The sequence below is a fragment of the Clostridium cellulovorans 743B genome, from assembly GCF_000145275.1.
GTDB lineage: Bacteria > Bacillota > Clostridia > Clostridiales > Clostridiaceae > Clostridium_K > Clostridium_K cellulovorans.
This window is the reverse complement of record NC_014393.1, coordinates 3,724,680-3,744,946: the sequence shown is the minus strand read 5'-3', so window position 1 is coordinate 3,744,946 and position 20,267 is coordinate 3,724,680. Positions and strand designations below refer to the sequence as shown.

At 31.2% G+C, this 20,267-nt stretch carries 16 protein-coding genes, 3 tRNA genes and 1 riboswitch; of the genes, 17 read left to right on the top strand and 2 right to left on the bottom strand.

Features of this window, described 5'->3' with window-relative positions:
* The 7 genes from CLOCEL_RS15275 to mreB all read left to right on the top strand — a co-directional run bounded on the left by CLOCEL_RS15275 (window position 1) and on the right by mreB (window position 6,345).
* Window positions 1-279 (top strand): F0F1 ATP synthase subunit epsilon, encoded by a 279-nt coding sequence (locus CLOCEL_RS15275; RefSeq protein ID WP_010075833.1) that lies wholly within the window; start codon window positions 1-3, stop codon window positions 277-279.
* A gap of 230 nt (window positions 280-509) precedes the next feature.
* Window positions 510-1,166 carry a YwmB family TATA-box binding protein gene (locus CLOCEL_RS15270; protein ID WP_010075832.1) on the top strand — a complete coding sequence of 219 codons (657 nt, stop codon included), beginning with the start codon at window positions 510-512 and terminating at the stop codon, window positions 1,164-1,166.
* Window positions 1,167-1,194: 28 nt separating this feature from the next.
* Window positions 1,195-2,454: a UDP-N-acetylglucosamine 1-carboxyvinyltransferase gene (murA, locus tag CLOCEL_RS15265; RefSeq protein WP_010075831.1), complete on the top strand. Its 1,260-nt coding sequence runs from the start codon at window positions 1,195-1,197 to the stop codon at window positions 2,452-2,454.
* Window positions 2,455-2,643: 189 nt separating this feature from the next.
* The gene (spoIID, locus tag CLOCEL_RS15260; protein ID WP_010075830.1) at window positions 2,644-3,714 is read left to right on the top strand and encodes a stage II sporulation protein D; all 1,071 of its coding nucleotides are present in this window, start codon (window positions 2,644-2,646) and stop codon (window positions 3,712-3,714) included.
* A 472-nt stretch (window positions 3,715-4,186) separates the two neighbouring features.
* Window positions 4,187-4,900 carry a peptidoglycan DD-metalloendopeptidase family protein gene (locus CLOCEL_RS15255; RefSeq protein ID WP_010075829.1) on the top strand — a complete coding sequence of 238 codons (714 nt, stop codon included), beginning with the start codon at window positions 4,187-4,189 and terminating at the stop codon, window positions 4,898-4,900.
* Between the two features lie 70 nt (window positions 4,901-4,970).
* On the top strand, window positions 4,971-5,225 hold the full coding sequence (spoIIID, locus tag CLOCEL_RS15250) for a sporulation transcriptional regulator SpoIIID (protein ID WP_010075828.1): 255 nt from the start codon (window positions 4,971-4,973) through the stop codon (window positions 5,223-5,225).
* Between the two features lie 97 nt (window positions 5,226-5,322).
* A complete protein-coding gene (gene mreB, locus CLOCEL_RS15245) occupies window positions 5,323-6,345 on the top strand; it encodes a rod shape-determining protein (RefSeq protein WP_010075827.1) in 1,023 nt (340 codons plus the stop codon).
* A gap of 224 nt (window positions 6,346-6,569) precedes the next feature.
* Here mreB and yyaC read toward each other — a convergent pair whose 3' ends face one another.
* Window positions 6,570-7,097: a spore protease YyaC gene (gene yyaC, locus CLOCEL_RS15240; RefSeq protein ID WP_010075826.1), complete on the bottom strand. Its 528-nt coding sequence runs from the start codon at window positions 7,095-7,097 to the stop codon at window positions 6,570-6,572.
* Window positions 7,098-7,391: 294 nt separating this feature from the next.
* Here yyaC and CLOCEL_RS15235 point away from each other — a divergent pair.
* The 9 genes from CLOCEL_RS15235 (at window position 7,392) to secA (ending at window position 17,406) form a co-directional block, all read left to right on the top strand.
* Window positions 7,392-7,467, top strand: a tRNA-Val gene (locus tag CLOCEL_RS15235).
* A 7-nt stretch (window positions 7,468-7,474) separates the two neighbouring features.
* Window positions 7,475-7,550 (top strand) — tRNA-Thr (locus CLOCEL_RS15230).
* A gap of 3 nt (window positions 7,551-7,553) precedes the next feature.
* A tRNA-Tyr gene (locus CLOCEL_RS15225) sits at window positions 7,554-7,638 on the top strand.
* A gap of 150 nt (window positions 7,639-7,788) precedes the next feature.
* Window positions 7,789-7,888, top strand: a riboswitch (SAM riboswitch).
* A gap of 76 nt (window positions 7,889-7,964) precedes the next feature.
* A complete protein-coding gene (gene metK / locus CLOCEL_RS15220; RefSeq protein ID WP_010075825.1) occupies window positions 7,965-9,140 on the top strand; it encodes a methionine adenosyltransferase in 1,176 nt (391 codons plus the stop codon).
* A 425-nt stretch (window positions 9,141-9,565) separates the two neighbouring features.
* A complete protein-coding gene (gene recD2 / locus CLOCEL_RS15215) occupies window positions 9,566-11,779 on the top strand; it encodes an SF1B family DNA helicase RecD2 (RefSeq protein ID WP_010075824.1) in 2,214 nt (737 codons plus the stop codon).
* Window positions 11,780-11,783: 4 nt separating this feature from the next.
* On the top strand, window positions 11,784-12,776 hold the full coding sequence (locus CLOCEL_RS15210; protein ID WP_010075823.1) for a hypothetical protein: 993 nt from the start codon (window positions 11,784-11,786) through the stop codon (window positions 12,774-12,776).
* Window positions 12,749-13,426: a ComF family protein gene (locus tag CLOCEL_RS15205; protein ID WP_010075822.1), complete on the top strand. Its 678-nt coding sequence runs from the start codon at window positions 12,749-12,751 to the stop codon at window positions 13,424-13,426. The genes CLOCEL_RS15210 and CLOCEL_RS15205 overlap by 28 nt, the downstream gene beginning before the upstream one ends.
* Window positions 13,427-14,171: 745 nt before the next feature.
* Window positions 14,172-14,714: a ribosome hibernation-promoting factor, HPF/YfiA family gene (gene hpf / locus CLOCEL_RS15200; RefSeq protein WP_010075821.1), complete on the top strand. Its 543-nt coding sequence runs from the start codon at window positions 14,172-14,174 to the stop codon at window positions 14,712-14,714.
* Between the two features lie 187 nt (window positions 14,715-14,901).
* A complete protein-coding gene (gene secA, locus CLOCEL_RS15195) occupies window positions 14,902-17,406 on the top strand; it encodes a preprotein translocase subunit SecA (protein ID WP_010075820.1) in 2,505 nt (834 codons plus the stop codon).
* A gap of 149 nt (window positions 17,407-17,555) precedes the next feature.
* On the opposite strand, the gene CLOCEL_RS15190 is transcribed toward secA, so the two are convergent.
* On the bottom strand, window positions 17,556-18,587 hold the full coding sequence (locus tag CLOCEL_RS15190) for an acyltransferase family protein (RefSeq protein ID WP_010075819.1): 1,032 nt from the start codon (window positions 18,585-18,587) through the stop codon (window positions 17,556-17,558).
* A gap of 498 nt (window positions 18,588-19,085) precedes the next feature.
* On the opposite strand from CLOCEL_RS15190, the gene prfB reads away from it, so the two are divergent.
* Window positions 19,086-20,199 (top strand): peptide chain release factor 2 gene (gene prfB / locus CLOCEL_RS15185; RefSeq protein WP_242655279.1). Its coding sequence is split into 2 segments (ribosomal slippage): window positions 19,086-19,163 and window positions 19,165-20,199, totalling 1,113 coding nucleotides; the frame shifts between segments, so codons are not numbered across the junction.
* Window positions 20,200-20,267 lie beyond the last annotated feature (68 nt).

Here is a 20,267-nt window from a genome sequence, read left to right as displayed (position 1 = left end):
ATGGCTACAAAATTTAAGTTTTCAATTGTCACACCAAATGGAACTTATTTTGATGGTGAAGTTGAAGAGATAATCGTAGGCGGAATCACAGGGACCTTAGGAATTTTGAACAATCATATGGAAACAATAGTTCCTTTAAAACCTTTTGAGACACGTTACGTTATAGATGGCAATAGTACTAGTGTTAGTACTTCTACTGGTGTTTTGAAGGTTGAAAAAGGGAATGTTGTAATGGCAGTAGAAAGTTGTGAAGCTAAGGAAAATAAAACTTCAGTATAATAAAATATTTTCTTGAGATAAAAATATACTGTATATATTTATCAAAGAAATAAAAAAGTGTTGAATCCCAATTAGGATTCAGCACTTTTTTTTTATAATTAAACATAATATTGCAAGAAATTATTAACATTTTCATTAAGAATCTATATTATATAGTACGAGGAATTTATATAAAAAACAAAAGAATATTTTAAGAATAAACTGTCAATAATTTACCTGAGGTGAATTAGATGAAGGGAAAAATGTTTTTTGTATCAGTTTTTTTTATTGTAGCCGTATATTTTATGGGACAGGCTTCGTTTGGGCAAGGTTTTTTTATTTTTTCGGATTACATAGATCCAAAGGTCTGCAAATATAAAGAATGTGGAGTTAAAGCAACTTTTGAGATCACAACAACCTTTGATAAATTTCTAGAAAGTTTTATAGAAAAGGATTTTATAATTAATTCTAAATCAGATACTGAAATTAAGTTTTCGAATGAAGATATAAATGGATTATTAAATGTTGATAGGGATAGAATTACTATTGAGGTGATTACTGAAAAGAAAAGTATTAGTTCTAGATATATGAAAGAGTTATTACAAAGAAAAATAGGACTTAAAGGCATTAATATGAAAGTATATGAATATTATAAATTTAAACTTCAAGATGAAAACTTAGAGTTACTAAAAAATAAACTTATAGAAGAGTTGCAAAGGAAAAAGGCTAAAAACATAGAAGCAGAAATATTAGATGGTGGCAATGTATACAGTGTTATAGCTGATACTGGTAGCTTTGAAAAATTAACTATAGGAAATAAAAATATAGATATAAACATAGCTATAGCAATGTATAAATCAGGGAACTATATAATTATAGGAACACCTATTATTCCTGTTTCCTATTAAGCATAAAGTACTTGTGTGGAGGCTTAAGATGAAGAAATACTTTATTAATGGTGGAAAAAAACTTCAAGGTTCAATTAAAGTTAATAGTGCAAAAAATTCTGTACTTCCAATAATCGCAGCATGCATTTTAAATAAGGATATTACAGTTATTAAAAACGCTCCTATGCTAGATGATGTAATTGTCATCTGTGATGTGTTGCGCTCCTTAGGAGCTGATATAAGCGTAGATAGAGAACAGAAAGTAATAAAAATTGACACAAGAGAATTGTTTCAATGTGAACCACCAAGTGAAATGATCAGGAAGATGAGAGCATCATTTTTAATTATGGGCCCAATGATTGCAAGATTTGGTGGGTTTAAGATTTCATTGCCTGGGGGATGCAACATAGGAACTAGGCCAATTGACTTACATTTAAAAGGATTTAAAGCTTTAGGCGCAGAGGTTAACCCACAATTTGGAGTTGTTGAAGCAAGAGCTGAAAAGTTAAAAGGAAATAGAGTCTATTTAGACTTTCCATCAGTTGGAGCAACAGAGAATATAATGATGGCAGCAGTATTAGCAGATGGTGAAACTGTTATAGAAAATGCTGCTGAAGAACCAGAAATAGAAGATTTAGCAAACTTTTTAAGAACTATGGGAGCAAAAATAATTGGCGCTGGAACTGGCACAATTGTAATTGAAGGTGTAAAGAAATTGAAAGGTGTTGAGTATACACCTATGTTTGACAGAATTGAAGCAGGGACTTTTATGGTTGCTGCTGCTATTACAAGAAGCAAAATTAAGCTAGAAAATGTAAATGAGAAACACATAAAATCAATGACTGCCAAACTTGCTGAAATGGGAATAGGTATAACTAGTGGAGAGGATTACATTATTGTTGAGGCAAGTGAGGAATTAAAACCTATAGATATTAAAACTATGCCATATCCAGGATTTCCGACAGATATGCAAGCTCAAATTATGGCATTGCTTACAACTGTTACAGGAACTAGTATTATTACAGAAACAATATTTGAAAATAGATTTATGCATGTAAATGAACTAACCCGAATGGGAGCTAATATCAAAATTGATGGAAGAAATGCAATTATTGAAGGAATAGAAAGTCTTTCAGGTTGTGAAGTTAAGGCAACAGATTTGAGAGCTGGTGCAGCTCTCATATTAGCTGGGTTAGTAGCAGAAGGATCTACTACTATTGTTGATATTTACCATATACAAAGAGGATATGAGGAAATAGAGAAAAAACTACAAGGTGTAGGTGCTGATATAAATATAATTGACGTTTAATAATATATACCTATAATTTAGATATTTAGAATGGGTTGGTAGTTAACACAAGAAAGGAAATGAAGTCTCCTTTCTTGTGTTTTGATTTTTAGGGTATAAAAATAAGGATAAGATAATAATAATTAAATAGTTAATTTTTACATATATTTAATAATTAACATGATATATCTAAAGAGGAGTGATAAAAGGGTGAAAAAAATTTTATTAGTTTTAACTAGTTTAGTGATGTTTATTCTAATGACTAGTATTATTATTCCGAAAAAAAAGTGGATGGAAAGTACTCTAGATAATAATGTTGAAAAGGTACAAGCATTTAACGAGGTAGGTTCAGAAGAGAAAAAGCAAGATTTTGATATTTCTAATTATAATGGCGAATTCAAAATTAAGCTATTTAGAAGCAAAGAAAATCGAATAGAAGAAATGGGACTTGAAGATTATGTGACTGGAGTTGTTTGTGGTGAAATGCCTGCAGAATTTCCAAGTGAGGCATTAAAAGCTCAAGCTATTGCAGCAAGAACTTATGCGCTTGCTCATGTTGAAGCTTTTGGAGGAGTAAGTAATCCTGGCGCCAATGGAGCAAATCTTATTGATACTGTTGCAAATCAAGTTTATTACAGTAAAGATGAAAGAATGGAAAGTTGGACTCAAAGAAAAAGAGAAGAATATTGGAATAAAATCACCAATGCTGTTAAAGAAACTGAAGGGCAAGTTCTTATATATGATGGTAAGTTAGTGCAAAAACCATACTTTTTTTCAACAAGCAGTGGAAAGACTGAGGAAGCAATTGATGTTTTTAAGGAAGATGCTCCATATCTAAAAAGTGTTGATAGCTTAGGTGAGGAAGATTCGCCGAAATACGATGATAAAAAAATAGTATCACGAGAATATTTTGTAGAAACTATTTTAAAGCAATATCCTAATGCAAATATATCAACTGAAAAGCTTGAAGGACAAATTGAAATTAAGGATAGGACAACTGGCGGTGCAGCAAAGGAAATCAGAGTTGGTAATGAAATAATAGAAGGTACTAAGATAAGAAGCTTATTTATATTAAATTCTTCAAATTTTGATATAAACTTAAATGCTACATCAGTGATTTTTATTACAAAGGGATACGGGCATGGCGTTGGTATGAGTCAATGGGGTGCAAGGATTATGGCAAAAGAGGGAAAAGGTTATAAAGAAATCTTAGAACATTATTATAGTGGAGTAGAAATAAAAAGAATCGATTGGAAGGAAAATAAATACATAGGTATATAAAATCCTTTGTTAAAAAAGTTATTATGAAGTTAAGTTATTTTAATAAGTATGTTCCAATAAAGAAACTAGTTTAATTTTAATTACGGTATAGCAATTTAATGCAGGAAGTTAAATGAAACTCATATATAAGTGGTAAATAATAAATTTAATCAGTGATCAATATGCTATTTAACTATAGTAAGTTTATAGTTAAATGGCTTTTTCTTATAGAATTTTTTTATAAAATCAATAAAGCATAAAACCAAAGGGATAAAAAAATTATAATCAACCTTAGTCTTATCAGTGGATCAAAGAATTGTTAGGCTAATTAAAACTTCATTAAAGTGAAGGATTAACATCAGATGTTTTCGGATTTGTTTAGAGCTAAATCCAAGGTGGTGTAAAATAATGTTTTTTATTGTCGTCAAAAAGTTTTATTAAAGATGATTAAAAATATAATTACAGGACAAACTGAAAACAGGAGGTGTTAATAATGGATAAAATTAAAGATCCTAATGAAAATAAACTGAAGGCATTGCTTAAAAAAGAGAGTTTCTATTTAATCCTCTTTGTGTGTATTTGCGTAATAGCTACAATAACAGGAATTGTAGTTACCAGAAATAATAGTAACAAAACTATTGAAACATCTGTAGAGGAGACTGAGGACAAAGCAGCGGCTAGTACGGCTATAAGCAATTCAACACTGGTTAAGAAATCAGCATCAGAAATAGCTGCAAATGCAAGTGAAGATAAAGTCACATTTACAAAACCTATAGATGGTAAGGTTATTATTCCTTATTTAGGGGTTGATGGAATGTATCCTACAAAGGAAGGTAGCAAAAGTACTTTAGGTGTCTACATAGAAGCAAAAGAAGAACAAAAAGTTGTATCTGCAGCAAAGGGTAAAGTTGAATATGTTGGTGAAGATGTAAAAGGAAATGGAACAATAGTAATAATTGACCACGAAAATGGATATAAAACAATATATGGAAACTTATCAAAAGCTTTAGTTGAAGCAAATAGTACGGTAGAAGAAAAACAGGAAATCGGCATAACTGGAAATAGTTCTAAGTATACACATACTTTTAAGGAATTGGAACAATGTCCTACAGCACTGTATTTACAAGTGCTTAAAAAGGATTCAGAAAGCAAGTATGTTGATGTTAACCCAAAAGATTATATAAAAGACCTTGAAGTAGCAGGTTAATAAATAATATTCGTTAAGCCATTTTCAAGGTGAAAGTGGCTTAACAAAAGACTAATAGGAGGGCTTAAAGGTGAAAGATTATATAGAAGATAGAGTATTAGATGTTGCTAAATACATTATTACTTCGAAAGCTACGATAAGAAAAACTGCTAAGGTATTTGGGGTAAGTAAAAGTACTATACATAAAGATATGACTGAGAGATTACCTCAAATTAATCCTCAAATAGCTGAAGAAGCAAAAATTATATTAGATTTAAATAAATCTGAACGACATATTAGAGGCGGAAAGGCAACTAAATTAAAATATAAAGCTATTGAAGGTTAAGCTTTTTCTTATTATAATTAGAAAGAAAGCTTTGTAAAAATTTGATGAAATATTAAGTATAAGTTTTCTTTAAAATATAATAGGTAGGAGTGGTTTTATGTTCTTTAAGGTCGGTACAGACCTAGGAATTGATTTAGGGACAGCAACAGTTTTGGTATATATGAAAGGAAAAGGAGTAATACTTAAAGAACCATCAGTAGTAGCTGTAAATAAAACGACTAGACAAGTTTTGGCAGTTGGTGAAGAGGCTAGACAAATGATTGGAAGAACACCAGGGAATATTGTAGCAATACGTCCATTAAGAGATGGTGTTATTTCAGACTACGACATTACGGAAGTTATGTTAAAGGCCTTCATGAAAAAAGCAATTGGTAAAAGAAGGATTTCTACACCTAGAGTAGTTATATGTATCCCTTGCGAAGCTACAGAGGTTGAAAAAAGAGCGGTTAAAGACGCAGCGACTAATGCGGGAGCTAAGAAAGTAAAGCTTATTGAAGAGCCACTTGCAGCAGCCATTGGCGCAGGGATAGATATAACTAATGCTAGTGGAACTATGGTTATAGATATTGGTGGTGGAACTACTGATATTGCAGTCATTTCTTTAGGTGGAATGGTTGTAAGAAAGTCTATAAAAGTAGCTGGTGATACTTTTGATGAAGCAATTATAAAGTATGTAAGAAAAAAGCATAAGCTAATGATTGGTGAGAGAACAGCAGAAAATCTAAAGATAAATGTAGGATCAGCTTATAAAAAAGATGTTGAAAATACTATGGAGATAAAAGGTAGAGACCTTATAACAGGGTTGCCAAAGAATATTGTAGTAACCTCTGAGGAGATGAGAGAAGCACTTTCAGAGTCAGTAATGGCTATTGCTGATTGCGCTCATGCTGTTTTAGAAAGAACACCACCAGAACTTGCATCTGATATTGCAGAACAAGGTATTTATATGACTGGTGGAGGCGCGTTACTTAACGGGCTTGATAAATTAGTTGAAAAGGTTACTAAAGTACCTGTATATGTTGCAGAAGATGCAATCTCTTGTGTTGCATTGGGAACTGGTGAGGTGCTAAAATATATTGAAAAATTAGATAGTACAGGCAGTGATATTGCTATAAAATAAAAAAGGCTATTACATAATGGAGTTTTTCATTATGTAATAGCTTGTTTTATTAATATATATGTTCCCAAAATGGTAGTTCATAACTTATAATAATTGCTTAATGTTAAATGAAGCTTTAGACATAGTTTTATTTTTGGAACTTATATGATTAAAAAAGCAAATAATTATAAAAATATGTTATAGAAGAGACGAGAAATATTTTGTTTCAAAATGTTAATATCTTATTACAGTTTTTTATATAAACTATAAGCATAAATAAGAGTATCTGTAATGACTTCAGCCATATCCATTATTAAGTCTAATCTAATATTTCTATTAGTGAATAATTCGTTATTATCGCAGCTATCAACTATACCTATTATGGATATATCACCAACATCGGGCAAAGTCTTGCCGACACCTTTCCCAGGATGTATAGGGAATGGTCGTATTTGAATTTCTCCTATGTTATCACTACTACCTAAACAAGCATCTATTCCTATAACTGAAGCTTTAGGATGAAGACATTTTATCCTTTTAACACTTTCTTCTAAGTTAAGGGCGTGTATAGGATTCTTTATGGTGCCATAAACTGGCAGGGGGAATAGCTTTTTCTTTAATAAAGTACCTACCAATGGACCAAGACAATCCCCTATACACCTATCAGTGCCAATACAGATGATAATAGTATCATTAGTTATTAGGTCTTTTAAAAAATCTCCGAGTTCACAATATGCACTTTGGTTTAAATAATTAGCTCTAGCTTTTTTCACCTATAACACCCCCATTAACATATATATGTTGGTAAGAATGTTAATATTAGAATTGTGCAAAAATAAAATCATTGTATTAGTGAAAAACGTAAAAAACTATAAAAAAAATAAAGGGAAAAGTATTATAAAAATATGTAAGTTAGTGTCTAAAAATAAGAAAAACATAGTAAATGGTAGATATATTAATGTAAAAAGGTTAAATGGGTGTTTTTCGGCTTGATAAAGTTTCTTAACCAATGTATACTATCTTATGTTGGCACGAGAGTGCAGACGAAATGGTGTAAGAGTATAAATGGGAGCATAGCTCAGCTGGGAGAGCATCTGCCTTACAAGCAGAGGGTCACAGGTTCGATCCCTGTTGTTCCCACCATTAATACGCTGGCATGGCTCAATTGGTAGAGCAGCTGACTTGTAATCAGCAGGTTACGGGTTCAAGTCCTGTTGCCAGCACCACACGGAGGATTTCCCGAGCGGCCAAAGGGGGCAGACTGTAAATCTGTTGTCTCTGACTTCGATGGTTCGAATCCATCATCCTCCACCAAAAAAGATGCTAATTTGTTAGTATCTTTTTTTATTGTATGAAAAAATTACCTGTATTTTAAAAAAATACATTAAATTGTTTGTTTTAATAAATATTGACAAATATCTATTCGATATGATAGAATCGTAATTGTTGAAAATAAAATAAAAGTACTTATCAAGAGAGGTGGAGGGAAAAGGCCCGATGAAACCCGGCAACCAGTGAAATCACTAAGGTGCCAATTCCTGCGATTTAATTTGCAAGATAAGGGGAAATGTAATTATTACCTCTTCTTACGAAGAGTTTTTTTTATATATTATATAGATTAAAAATTAGGAGGTTATACTATGAGAAGATTATTTACTTCTGAGTCTGTTACTGAAGGACATCCAGATAAAATGTGTGATCAGATATCCGATGCAGTGCTTGATGCTATATTAGAAAAAGACCCTAAGGCAAGAGTTGCTTGTGAAACTGCAACTACTACAGGAATGGTTATGGTTATGGGGGAAATTACAACTTCATGCTATGTTGATATTCCTAAGCTTGTAAGAGAAACTGTAAGAGAAATTGGATACACTAGAGCAAAATATGGTTTTGATTGTGAAACTTGTTCTGTTCTTACATCTATAGATGAACAATCAGCAGACATTGCTATGGGTGTTGATGAAGCGTTAGAAATTAGAGGAACTAGTGTTGATGAAATAGAATCTGTAGGAGCAGGAGATCAAGGAATGATGTTTGGTTTTGCTACTACTGAAACTCCAGAATATATGCCTATGCCAATTGCTATGGCTCACAGATTATCAAGAAGATTAACAGAAGTTAGAAAAGAAGGAATCTTGGATTACTTAAGACCAGATGGAAAAACTCAAGTTACTGTTGAGTATGAAGACAATAAACCAGTAAGAATTGATGCTATTGTTATTTCAACACAACACGGTCCTGAAGTTACTCAAGAGCAAATAAGAACAGATTTAATGAAACATGTTATAAAAGCTGTAGTTCCAGAAAATCTTTTAGATGATCAAACTAAGTATTACATTAACCCAACAGGAAAGTTTGTTATTGGTGGGCCACAAGGGGATACAGGCCTTACAGGAAGAAAGATAATAGTTGATACTTATGGTGGTTATGGAAGACACGGTGGTGGTGCTTTCTCTGGAAAGGATCCAACTAAGGTTGACAGATCAGCTGCTTATGCTGCAAGATGGGTTGCTAAGAATTTAGTAGCAGCAGGGGTGGCAGAAAAGTTAGAAATTGAAGTTGCTTATGCAATTGGAGTTGCACATCCAGTATCTATCGAAGTTGATACTTTTGGAACAGGAAAAATTTCAGATGATAAAATTGTTAAAATAATAGGTAAAGTATTTGATTTAAGACCAGGTGCTATCATAAAACAATTAGATTTAAGAAGACCAATTTATAAGCAAACAGCTGCTTATGGACATTTCGGAAGAACAGATTTAAATCTTCCATGGGAACAATTAAACAAAGTTGAAGAGATAAAAGCATTATTATAAAATAAATAAAAAATCAAAGCTAGCAAGGTGGAAATTTCCTCTTGCTAGCCTTATTTTTTATGTGGAAAATTGGAATTATCAGCATCTAATAAAGCTATGGTGTATTAAAAAAAGATTAGTTTAGATTGAGTATGTAAAAAGCATCAAGGGTAGAAGGTTAAAGATGGAATTCTTCAAAGATTTTAAAATTAAATTTGAGGAACTATAAATAATTGGTAGAGGCTCAAATATGAACTCTTTAAATAGATAAGTATAGTTGTGGTATAATTATAAATATGATCAGGTTATTAAACAGAGTGTATATGTTGCATCTTAGCATACTTATTTGAATAAATAAGTTTGTATGTAGTATTGGAAATTAACAAACTGCTAAATGAGAGGTGCTTGATGTTACATATGGGACAAAATGAGCTAAGGTGAGTGAAATGATAGAAATTCAAGGTACTGTTGAAGCTATTGTCTTTCAAAATGAAGATAATGGATATGTAGTTGCAACAATTAAATATGACGATAATAAAGCTACGATTGTAGGGGTTATACCTTATATAGTAGAAGGTCAAACCTTAAAGCTTAAAGGTCAATGGATTAATCATAAGAAATTTGGACAGCAGTTTAAGGTTGAGGAATGTGAAGAGGTATTACCGGATTCTGTTATTGGTATTGAACGATATCTTTCTTCAGGAGTAGTTCAAGGAATAGGACCAGTGACAGCGAGAAAAATAGTTCAGCATTTTGGAAATGATGCTTTGAGAATTATGGAAGAAGATATTGAACGGCTTAAAGAAATTGAAGGAATAGGCGCAAAGAAAATCAAGGTCATAGCTGAGTCTTTTGCTACTCAAAGAGATATAAGAGCTATAATGGTGTTTCTTCAAACTTATGGAGTCACCCCAACTCAATGCAATAAGATTTATAAAAGATTTGGCAATGCAGCTATAGAAATGGTGAAAAATAATCCTTACATATTGACAGAGGAGATAAGTGGAATAGGGTTTAGAACAGCAGATAAAATAGCTAGGAGTCTAGGCATTGAACTTAATTCACCTTACAGAATTCAGAGTGGCATAATATATTTAGTAAAACATTTTTCTTTGCTTGGCAACACATACATGCCTCTTCATAAATTGATAAGTGAGGGAAAAGATATATTAAGTGTTGATGCCCTTGAAATAGAAAAAAATCTACAGGAATGTATCTTAGATTTAAAGCTAAAAGTTGAGGAATTTAATCAAGAATTGTGCGTGTTTGATCTTCCTTATTATTATAGTGAACTTTCAGTAACCTCAAAACTTTTGACTTTAGCAACATCGTCTTATGATGAACTTAAAATAGATATAGATGTAGAGATAAAAGAGTTTGAAGAAAAAAATAATATAGTATTTGCAGAATCGCAGAAAGAGGCTGTGAGAGGTGCTATAGAAAATGGAATTGAAGTAATTACAGGAGGACCAGGGACTGGCAAAACCACGATAATAAATTGTATAAACAGTATTTTTGAGAAGCACTCATTAAAGATTTCTATGGCAGCACCTACTGGAAGAGCTGCAAAGAGAATGACAGAATCTACAGGGAGAGAAGCTAAAACCATTCATAGATTGTTAGAATTAGGGTTTAGTGAAGATGAGGGAAATTCAGAATTTATTAGAAATGAAGAATCTCCATTAAAGTGTGATGTGTTAATTGTAGATGAAGCATCGATGATAGATATTATGTTAATGAGCAATTTACTAAAGGCTGTGGAATTAGGAACAAGAATTATTATTGTTGGAGATGTAGACCAACTTCCATCAGTAGGACCAGGTAATGTCCTTAGAGATATTATAGATAGTAATGCTGTAAAGGTAGTTAGATTAAAAGAAATATTTAGACAAAGTAAAGAGAGTATGATAATTGTAAATGCTCACATGATAAATAATGGGAAAATTCCAGTGTTGAATTCAAAGGATAAGGATTTCTTCTTCATAACAAAGGAATCGCCAAATGATATACTTGAAGAAATAAAAGGGTTAATATATAAAAGGTTACCTTCTTTCAATAAAAAGTGGGATAATATAAAGCATATTCAAATTTTAACCCCAATGAGGCGAGGCGTTCTTGGTGTTGAAACTCTCAATGGACAATTACAGGAAATCTTAAATCCTTATAGCAGTATAAAGAAAGAAATTGAATTTAGAAACACTGTTTTTAGAATTGGTGATAAAGTTATGCAGACTAAGAATAATTATCAAATAAAATGGGAAAGAATATCTGGAAATGGTGAATATGATGGAATGGGGATTTTTAATGGTGATATAGGATATATTGACGATATTGATGAAGAAAATAATAGATTGCATATAATTTTTGATGATGAAAGATTAGTAAAATATGAAGATTGCTATTTTGATGAACTGGAACTTGCATATGCTATGACTATCCATAAAAGTCAAGGTAGTGAATTCCCAGTAGTAATTATGCCAATGTTTATGGGAGCACCCATGCTTATGAATAGAAATCTTTTGTATACTGGTGTAACTAGAGCGAAGGAAATGGTAGTTTTAGTGGGAAATAAAAAAGCCTTGAACTTTATGGTTGAAAATACTAATAGTGTTGAAAGATATTCTGGCTTATGTTATAGGATTACAGATATATTGGGGTGAGATGATGAAATGGAGATCCTTTAGCGAGAAAATCTCAGCTTTTGGAAATGGAAAAGAAAATTTGTTAAATGTCATAACAGTACCATATAATAGTTGTGATTTGTTTTCTAATATTATATTCACATTTATTGAGAATAATAAAAGCGTACTTTATATTACTGAAGAGAATAAATATAAAATTGCTATGATGAAATTTATAAAGGATAATACTGACTTTAGAGGATATTCTTATTTTGACTTCAGCAGTGATTCTAAGAGTTTAAAGGCGTCAATTGTATTTACTAGCTATGTAGGGGCTAGTAATTTAGAAAATAACTTTGATTTAATAATATATGACGATGTTTCTTGTTATTCACCTTATTCAGGTAAAGAAATATTAACTTTGTTGAATAGATATATAAATAAAGATAAAAAACTTATAGCTTTTTCGACGAAGGAAATATTTAATACAAAGGAAAGTGTATATATTCCATATTATAAAGACAATAATCCATTAGTTGAGCCAAGAGTAGTTTTAACTAGGATAAATACAGAAAAAGAAATATGTTTTAGTGAATATGAATATTTAAAGTGGTCTATGGAAATGAATAGGAATGTAGTTCTTTTTACTACTGATACAAGTACAAAGGAGTACATTTATAACTATCTTAAAACTATCAAAAACAAACTAACTAGCAATATTTATTTTTTTTCAAAAGATAATAGAGATTTTTTAGAGTTTCCTAATGTGAAAAAAAAGATAATCGTTACAGAGAATATGGATGTTTTAAATTATGATATATATCCTATGGATATATTGGTTCATAATTGTGCAGGAATCATATATGATTCTAAAAAGCTTTTATTCTTTTGTGGAAAAGTAAGTAGTATTGATAGAGAAAGGAATAGCGAAGTTGTTTTTTTAGTTAATCGAAATACTGATGCTATAGAGGAGACAAAGGAAATAACTCGTAATTTTAATAAGGATGCATGGAATTTAGGCTTACTTCATTTATAAAATATATATTGAATTCGGTATTATATGTGATATATCCTTCAAAGCTAAGTTGTATTATTTGTGATAATGAAGCTGTTGAAGGTATAAGTTTGTGCCAGGAGTGTGTAAATAAAATCCCGATTTGTAAAGATGAGTTTTTTATTAAAGAAGAATTAGAATGTAGAAGTGTAAGCTATTATAGCTATGCTATGAAGGAGTTAATTCTTAACTTTAAATATAAGAAAGATTTTTCTTCAGGGGAAACTCTAGGCTATTTACTTTATAAATATTATGAAAGATATGAAGAAATTTATGATATCATAACTTTTGTTCCTATGTACAAAACTGATTATTTAAAAAGAGGCTTTAACCAAGGCGAAATTCTTGCAAGAATTTTAGGTGAAAATAAAAAGGTAAAAGTTATGGAGTTGATTGTAAAAGTTAAAGGAGTAAAGGACCAGATTGGGCTTGATGGAATGAATAGATGGAGCAACCTTCAAGGGGCTTTCGAGATAAATGAAAAGTATAAAGATAGTATAGCTAATAAAAATATTTTAATAGTTGATGATGTTGTAACCACTGGTGCAACCTCATATTGCTGTTATCAGCAGTTAAAAAGTGCAGGCGCTAAAAAAATTAAGCTATTGACACTTTGTAAAAGTCATATATAATTAATATGTTGAGTTAGGTCTGTGGTTGAAAGTCGATGCCAGTCGCAGGCGAAACGATCCACGTAAGTTAAACAAAGATTTAATGAGCATGGTGCGGCTTAGAAGTAAGTCCTGCCGTAATGTATACGAGAGGGTTAGTAGTGAGAGGATAATCCGGGTAGCAAAAACTCCAGCAGGCGAGTGTGGGGTCAAAGACCAGGTCAGCTAACTTAATATATTTTGAGAATTAAAGCAGCTTAGTAAGGCTGTTTTTTTATTTTACAAAATATATAAGATATAAGTTGCGATAAAGAATTTTCACAGGTTATATTGATTTCTCAATATTGCTATAGAGTTCTGATGAATTTTCAATATTGGAATTTATATAAGGGAGTATAAACATAAGGAAATATGTATTAGGTTAGGGGGCATATCCTAAACTTAGAGGCATAAAATATAAAGGATACCAGCAGAGAAGTATGTAAAAATATATTTCATAATCTTCTGCTAGTACCCTATTCTCTCATATAAAGTAATTCTAAAAATGTCCGTATGATGTAAGTATATCATTTACGTAGTTTTTTGTAAACGTTCATAGTATTAAAAACGAGTTAGCTTTATGCAGATAGGACAAGCTAAATAGATAAAATATTCAGAAAATAAAGAAAACTTGATTTGAAATAATCAATGCTCCAGGTTAAAATTAAATCATAACTTAAATATAATAATAAAAAAGAAGAAACAGAATTATGAAGGAGCTGATATTATGAAAACAAAAATAACAGGTAAAAACATCGAGGTAACTCCAGCTTTAAAAGAAGCAGTTGAAAAGAAACTGTCAAAGTTGGACAAGTATCTAGAAAAGGATTATACAGCTCATGTAACATTAAGTGTTGAAAGAAAATTACAGGTGATAGAAGTTACTATCCCACTTAAAAATGTTATTTTAAGAGGTGAAGAAGCTACGGAAAGCATGTATGCTTCAATTGACCTAGTTATTGATAAATTAGAAGGGCAAATGAGAAAAAATAAGACTAAGCTTTCAAAACAAAAATATGCTGATTCTCTAAGATTTTATGATGCATTATCAAAGGGGGAACTAGCAGCTACTGAAGTAGAGGAAGAAAGCAAGATAGTTAAAACAAAGAGATTTGCAATCAAACCTATGAACGCTGAGGAAGCAGTTTTACAAATGGAGCTTCTAGGACATAATTTCTTCGTATTTATGGATGACGAAACAAGTGAAGTGAATGTTGTATATAAAAGAAAAGATGGGAATTTTGGTTTAATTGAACCAGAATTTGACTAATAATAAATTAAAGAAATGAAAATAATAAGAATATAGAAAAATAGGTGACTATAAGTTGCCTATTTTTTTGTTTTTTAACAAATTATAATAAATTATTAAAAAAAAATCATATTAATTGAAATACAAGTTAGTAAAGTGTTATAATTTAATCTATAAACTAAAATTAAAGATTGGTGAGGATTTATAAATGGGATTAATGAGCAAAATTTTCGGAACTTATAGCGACAGAGAAGTCAAAAGAATAATTCCTGTTGCAGATAAAATCATGGCTTTAGAGTCTCAGATGGGGAGTCTTAGCGACGAGGAGTTAAGAAATAAAACTGAAGAATTTAAGGAAAGACTTTCAAAGGGTGAAACCTTAGATGATATACTGGTAGAAGCTTTTGCTGTTTGTAGAGAAGGTGCATATAGAGCAATAGGTCTTAAGCCGTATAAAGTTCAGCTCATTGGTGGAATTGTTCTTCACCAAGGCAGAATATCAGAAATGAAAACAGGTGAAGGTAAAACGCTTGTAGCTACATTACCAGCATACTTAAATGCGTTAGCAGGTAAAGGGGTACATATAGTTACTGTTAATGATTACCTAGCAAAAAGAGATAAAGATGAGATGGGTCAAGTTTTCGAGTTTTTAGGCTTAAGAACTGGGGTTATTTTACACAATTTAAATAACGATGAGAGAAGAGAAGCTTATAATTGTGATATAACTTATGGAACTAATAGTGAATTAGGCTTTGACTACCTAAGAGATAATATGGTGGTTTATAAGGAAGAAAGAGTGCAAAGAGGTCTAAATTATGCTATTGTCGACGAAGTTGACTCAATTTTAATAGATGAAGCGAGAACACCGCTTATAATTTCAGGTCAAGGTGATAAATCTACAGATTTCTATAAAGTTGCAGATTATTTTGCAAAGAGTTTAAGAACTGAAGCGGATTTCACTTTAGATGAAAAGACAAAAGCAGTACTTTTAACTGATGAAGGCGTTCAAAAGGCAGAAAAATTCTATCATTTAGAAAATTATGCTGATGCTGAAAATATGCATATTCAACATCATACAGTTCAAGCTTTAAAAGCTAACTATATCATGAAAGAAGGAGTAGATTACTTAGTTCGTGAAGAAGAAGTTATGATAGTTGACGAATTTACAGGAAGAGTTATGGAAGGTAGAAGATATAGCGATGGACTTCATCAAGCTATTGAAGCTAAAGAAGGCGTTAAGGTTCAAAAAGAATCCAAAACGTTAGCTACTATTACTTACCAAAATTACTTCAGAATGTACACCAAACTTTCTGGTATGACAGGAACGGCTCAAACAGAAGAAATCGAATTCAGAGAAATTTACGGTCTTGATGTTGTATTAATTCCAACAAATAGACCAGTACAAAGAATAGATCAACCAGATTTAGTATATAAGACAGAGATGGGCAAATTCCTTGCAGTAGTAAACGAAATTGAAGAAACATATAAAAAAGGTCAACCAATGCTTGTTGGTACTGTAAGTATTGAAAAATCAGAATTATTATCTTCTTTACTTAGAAAGAAAGGTGTTCCACATCAGGTACTTAATGCTAAATATCATGAAAAAGAAGCAGAAATCATTTCACATGCTGGAGAACGTGGAATGGTAACAATTGCTACAAACATGGCTGGTAGAGGTACTGACATTAAACTTGGAGATGGTATTTTAGATTTAGGTGGCCTAAAAATTATAGGTACTGAAAGACATGAATCTAGAAGAATAGATAACCAGTTAAGAGGTCGTGCTGGTCGTCAAGGTGATGCTGGTGAATCAAGATTCTATGTATCTTTAGAAGATGATTTAATGAGAATTTTCGGTTCTGACAGAATTAAATCTATGGTTGAAACATTAGGACTTGAAGATGATGAAGCAATAGAAAGCAAGATGGTTTCTAAAGCTATAGAAAGTGCACAAAAGAAGGTTGAAGGAAATAACTTTGACGTAAGAAAATCACTTATCAAATATGATGATGTAATGAATCTTCAAAGAGAGATTATCTATGAAGAAAGATCAAGAGTTCTTGAAGGTGAAAATATTAAAGAACACATTTTGGAAATGGTTAATGAAGTTGTTGATGCTCAAGTTGAAGCACATCTTGGAACTGCATCTGACGATAGAGATGCTGATATAGCGAAGCTTTTAGCTGTTATTCATGATTTATATCTTCCACAAGGAGTTATCGAGGTTGAGGATATAAATGAACTTAACGATGAAGAACTTAAAGATAAGCTTAAAGTTGCTCTTGCAAGATACTATGATATAAAAGAAGCAGAATTTGGTGAACAAATGAGAGAAATAGAAAGAGTTATTCTGCTAAAAGTCGTAGATACAAAATGGATGGATCATATTGATAGCATGGATCACTTAAAACAATATATAGGTCTTCGTGCTTATAAGCAACAAGATCCTACTCAAGCATATCAATTTGAAGGTAGTGCAATGTTTGATGAGATGATTTACGCAATCAAAGAAGAGACTACTAAATACTTGTTCCACATTCAAGTTCAAAGAGCTCCTGAAGAAAGAGAAAAGGTTGCTGTTGAAACTTCAACAAATCAATCATCTGAGCCTCAAGGTCCAATCAAAAGAGAAGAAGATAAGATTGGAAGAAATGATCCTTGCCCATGTGGATCAGGAAAGAAATACAAAAATTGTTGTGGAAGAATGGCATAAAGTGAAAATACTATTTTAAATATCATGTATACTTCATTTAAGTAGAAAAGTTATAATTAATAGAATAAAAGGTATGTCTTAAGTGCCAATCAAGGCATCTAGAGACATACCTTTTTAATCATATATGTTTGCAAAACTATCGTAGTTTTCTAGAATATACCAAGAATTTTTTGGAAAAGCTTTTTTTCGAAAGGTATTAAAATATAGTAAGCAATTATTAGAAGTATAAAAGTATAAATATATGTAGTTAAAGGTGTAGCTAGATTAAGTTTAAGCCCAATAAGGTTTAAACACTCAGGCAATAAAAGTTTTATAATAGCTTCATTACCGCATAAAAATAGTGTATTTTTTCCTATATTATTGCACAATCTAAATTTTGTAAATATGTTACATAAGAGGATGTTCACATAAATAATAATTAGTGCTCGGATTACTAGACGAAATATGCTTATTTTCCCAAGTGATATGAGAAATGGGTCAAAAATCGAGTATTTTTGAAAGTAAATTAATGCAGTGTAAAATATAGCTAGCGTACTAACAGTAAAAAATAAAAATTTTTGATAATGCTTCAGTTGGTTTAATTTAAAGTTATTAATAATAGGGAAGGCAATTGCACCAATTGCATAATAAATAATATATCTTGCTGAACTATCAATATTGAAAAACCATGATGGGGTTTTGGGCAAAAGTTTTTCGTAAACAACAAACAATAAAAGACAAATAAATAATACGACATATTTATTTTTTATTGTTTTTAGTAATAAATGATAGGTAATGCTAACAACAAATAAGCATGGGATAAACCATAAGCTTCCAGCAGGTAGATTATTCCGTATTCCAAATAAAACCTTAATAATATTTTCTTGGACAGCTTTAGCTGTTAAGTTTGACCTAACAGTGATGACTAGTACACTGATAAAACTAAATACGAAATAAGGTATGATTAATGTATTTAGTTTTTTCTTTAAAAAGCTTAGAAAAGTAATTTCTTTTTTTGATATAGCAAAGAATCCTGATATAAAGAAAAAAAGTGGAACATGATATGTAAAAACAAATTTGAAAGAAAATCCTGCTGCTTTCTCAAAGTGCCCTAGATAGATAGCAAATATTCCAAGGAATTTCAGTGCATCGACCCAATTATAACGTACTTCTGTTTGAGTTCTTATAGTCGCTTTGTTCATAAACTTCACCACTTCCTAGCAAAAGTAAAATTTAATTGTTGGTAGAAATAAGGAGAGTATATTATTTTATCCTTACTTAGAGATAGTTATTTGGATGATTGATCTATAAAGTAAAAATATAACATTTATACATATTAATTCTATCATAGAGTAATTAAGTTTTCACGATTTTATGCCTCACTTGTATTAAAATTCAATATTATAATATATAATCAATAGATACATTAATATACCCTTGGGTGAGTCTGTATTTCCTATGGAATGGTCGATAATAAGTGGACTTAAATTTATATAATAGAAAATTAATAGGTTTTCAATTACTATTTTTTAATGCTATAATCATGTGTATGTGTATGTGTATGTGTATGTGTATGTGTATGTGTATGTGTATACAGAAAACGGAATATTTATATAATATATAAGAATGCACATTACTGATGGGTGAACATTGATTTCAATACCCTTTTAAAACGATAAGTAAATTTAAAGGAGTGAAGAATAGTGATAGAGTTAGATAAAGCTAATAGTGATATAAAGGAACTATCAAAAACTATAGAGGAAATGGGGGCTTTACTTTGACATTCCCAAATTAACATTAACACTTGAAGAACTTGAAGGAAGTATGCAGGAGAGTGGTTTTTGGGATAATTTAGAAAGAGCGCAAAGTGTTACAGCTAGGGCTAAAGGAATAAAAGATAGAATAGATTTGTATAATAATTTTCAAAGTTCCGTAGAGGATATAAAAGTTCTTATTGAGATGGCTATCGAAGAAAATGATAGCTCCTTAGTTACAGAAGTGTACAATGAGATTTCAACACTCAGTGATTCTGTAGAAAATCTCAGATTAGAATTGATGTTATCTGGTGAATATGATACTAATAATGCAATAGTAACTCTTCATTCAGGTGTTGGTGGAACTGATGCTATGGATTGGACTGAAATGCTTCTTAGAATGTACACTAGGTGGTGTGAGAAAAAAGCTTTTAATGTTGAGACATTGGATTTACAAGTTGGTGATGAAGCAGGAATTAAGAGTGCAACTTTGAAGGTAACAGGTTTATATGCCTATGGTTATTTAAAAGCTGAAAAGGGAATACATAGATTAGTTAGAATATCTCCATTCAATGCAAATGGAAAACGTCAAACTTCTTTTGCATCCTTAGAAGTTACCCCAGAACTTAGGCAAGATCAGAATGTTGAGATAAATCCATCTGATTTAAAGGTGGATACATATAGAGCAAGTGGTGCAGGTGGACAGCATGTTAATAAAACAGAATCTGCTATAAGAATTACACATATTCCAACAGGAATCGTAGTTCAATGTCAAAATGAAAGAAGTCAAATACAAAATAGAGAAACTGCGTTAAATATGCTAAAGTCAAAATTGGTTGAACTTAAAGAAAGAGCTCATAAGGAAAAGATAGAAGATTTAACTGGTGATTTAAAGGATATGGGTTGGGGAAGCCAAATAAGATCTTATGTTTTTCATCCATATACAATGGTTAAGGATCATAGAACTAATATTCAAGTAAATGATGTCTATAAGGTTATGGATGGGGAACTTGATGTATTTATAAAAGGATATTTACATAGTGACGAAAATAAAAGATAAAATCATGACTACTACACTAAACAATCTAGACTGTTGTTTAGTGTAGTAGTTTACTGCTCTGTATTTTA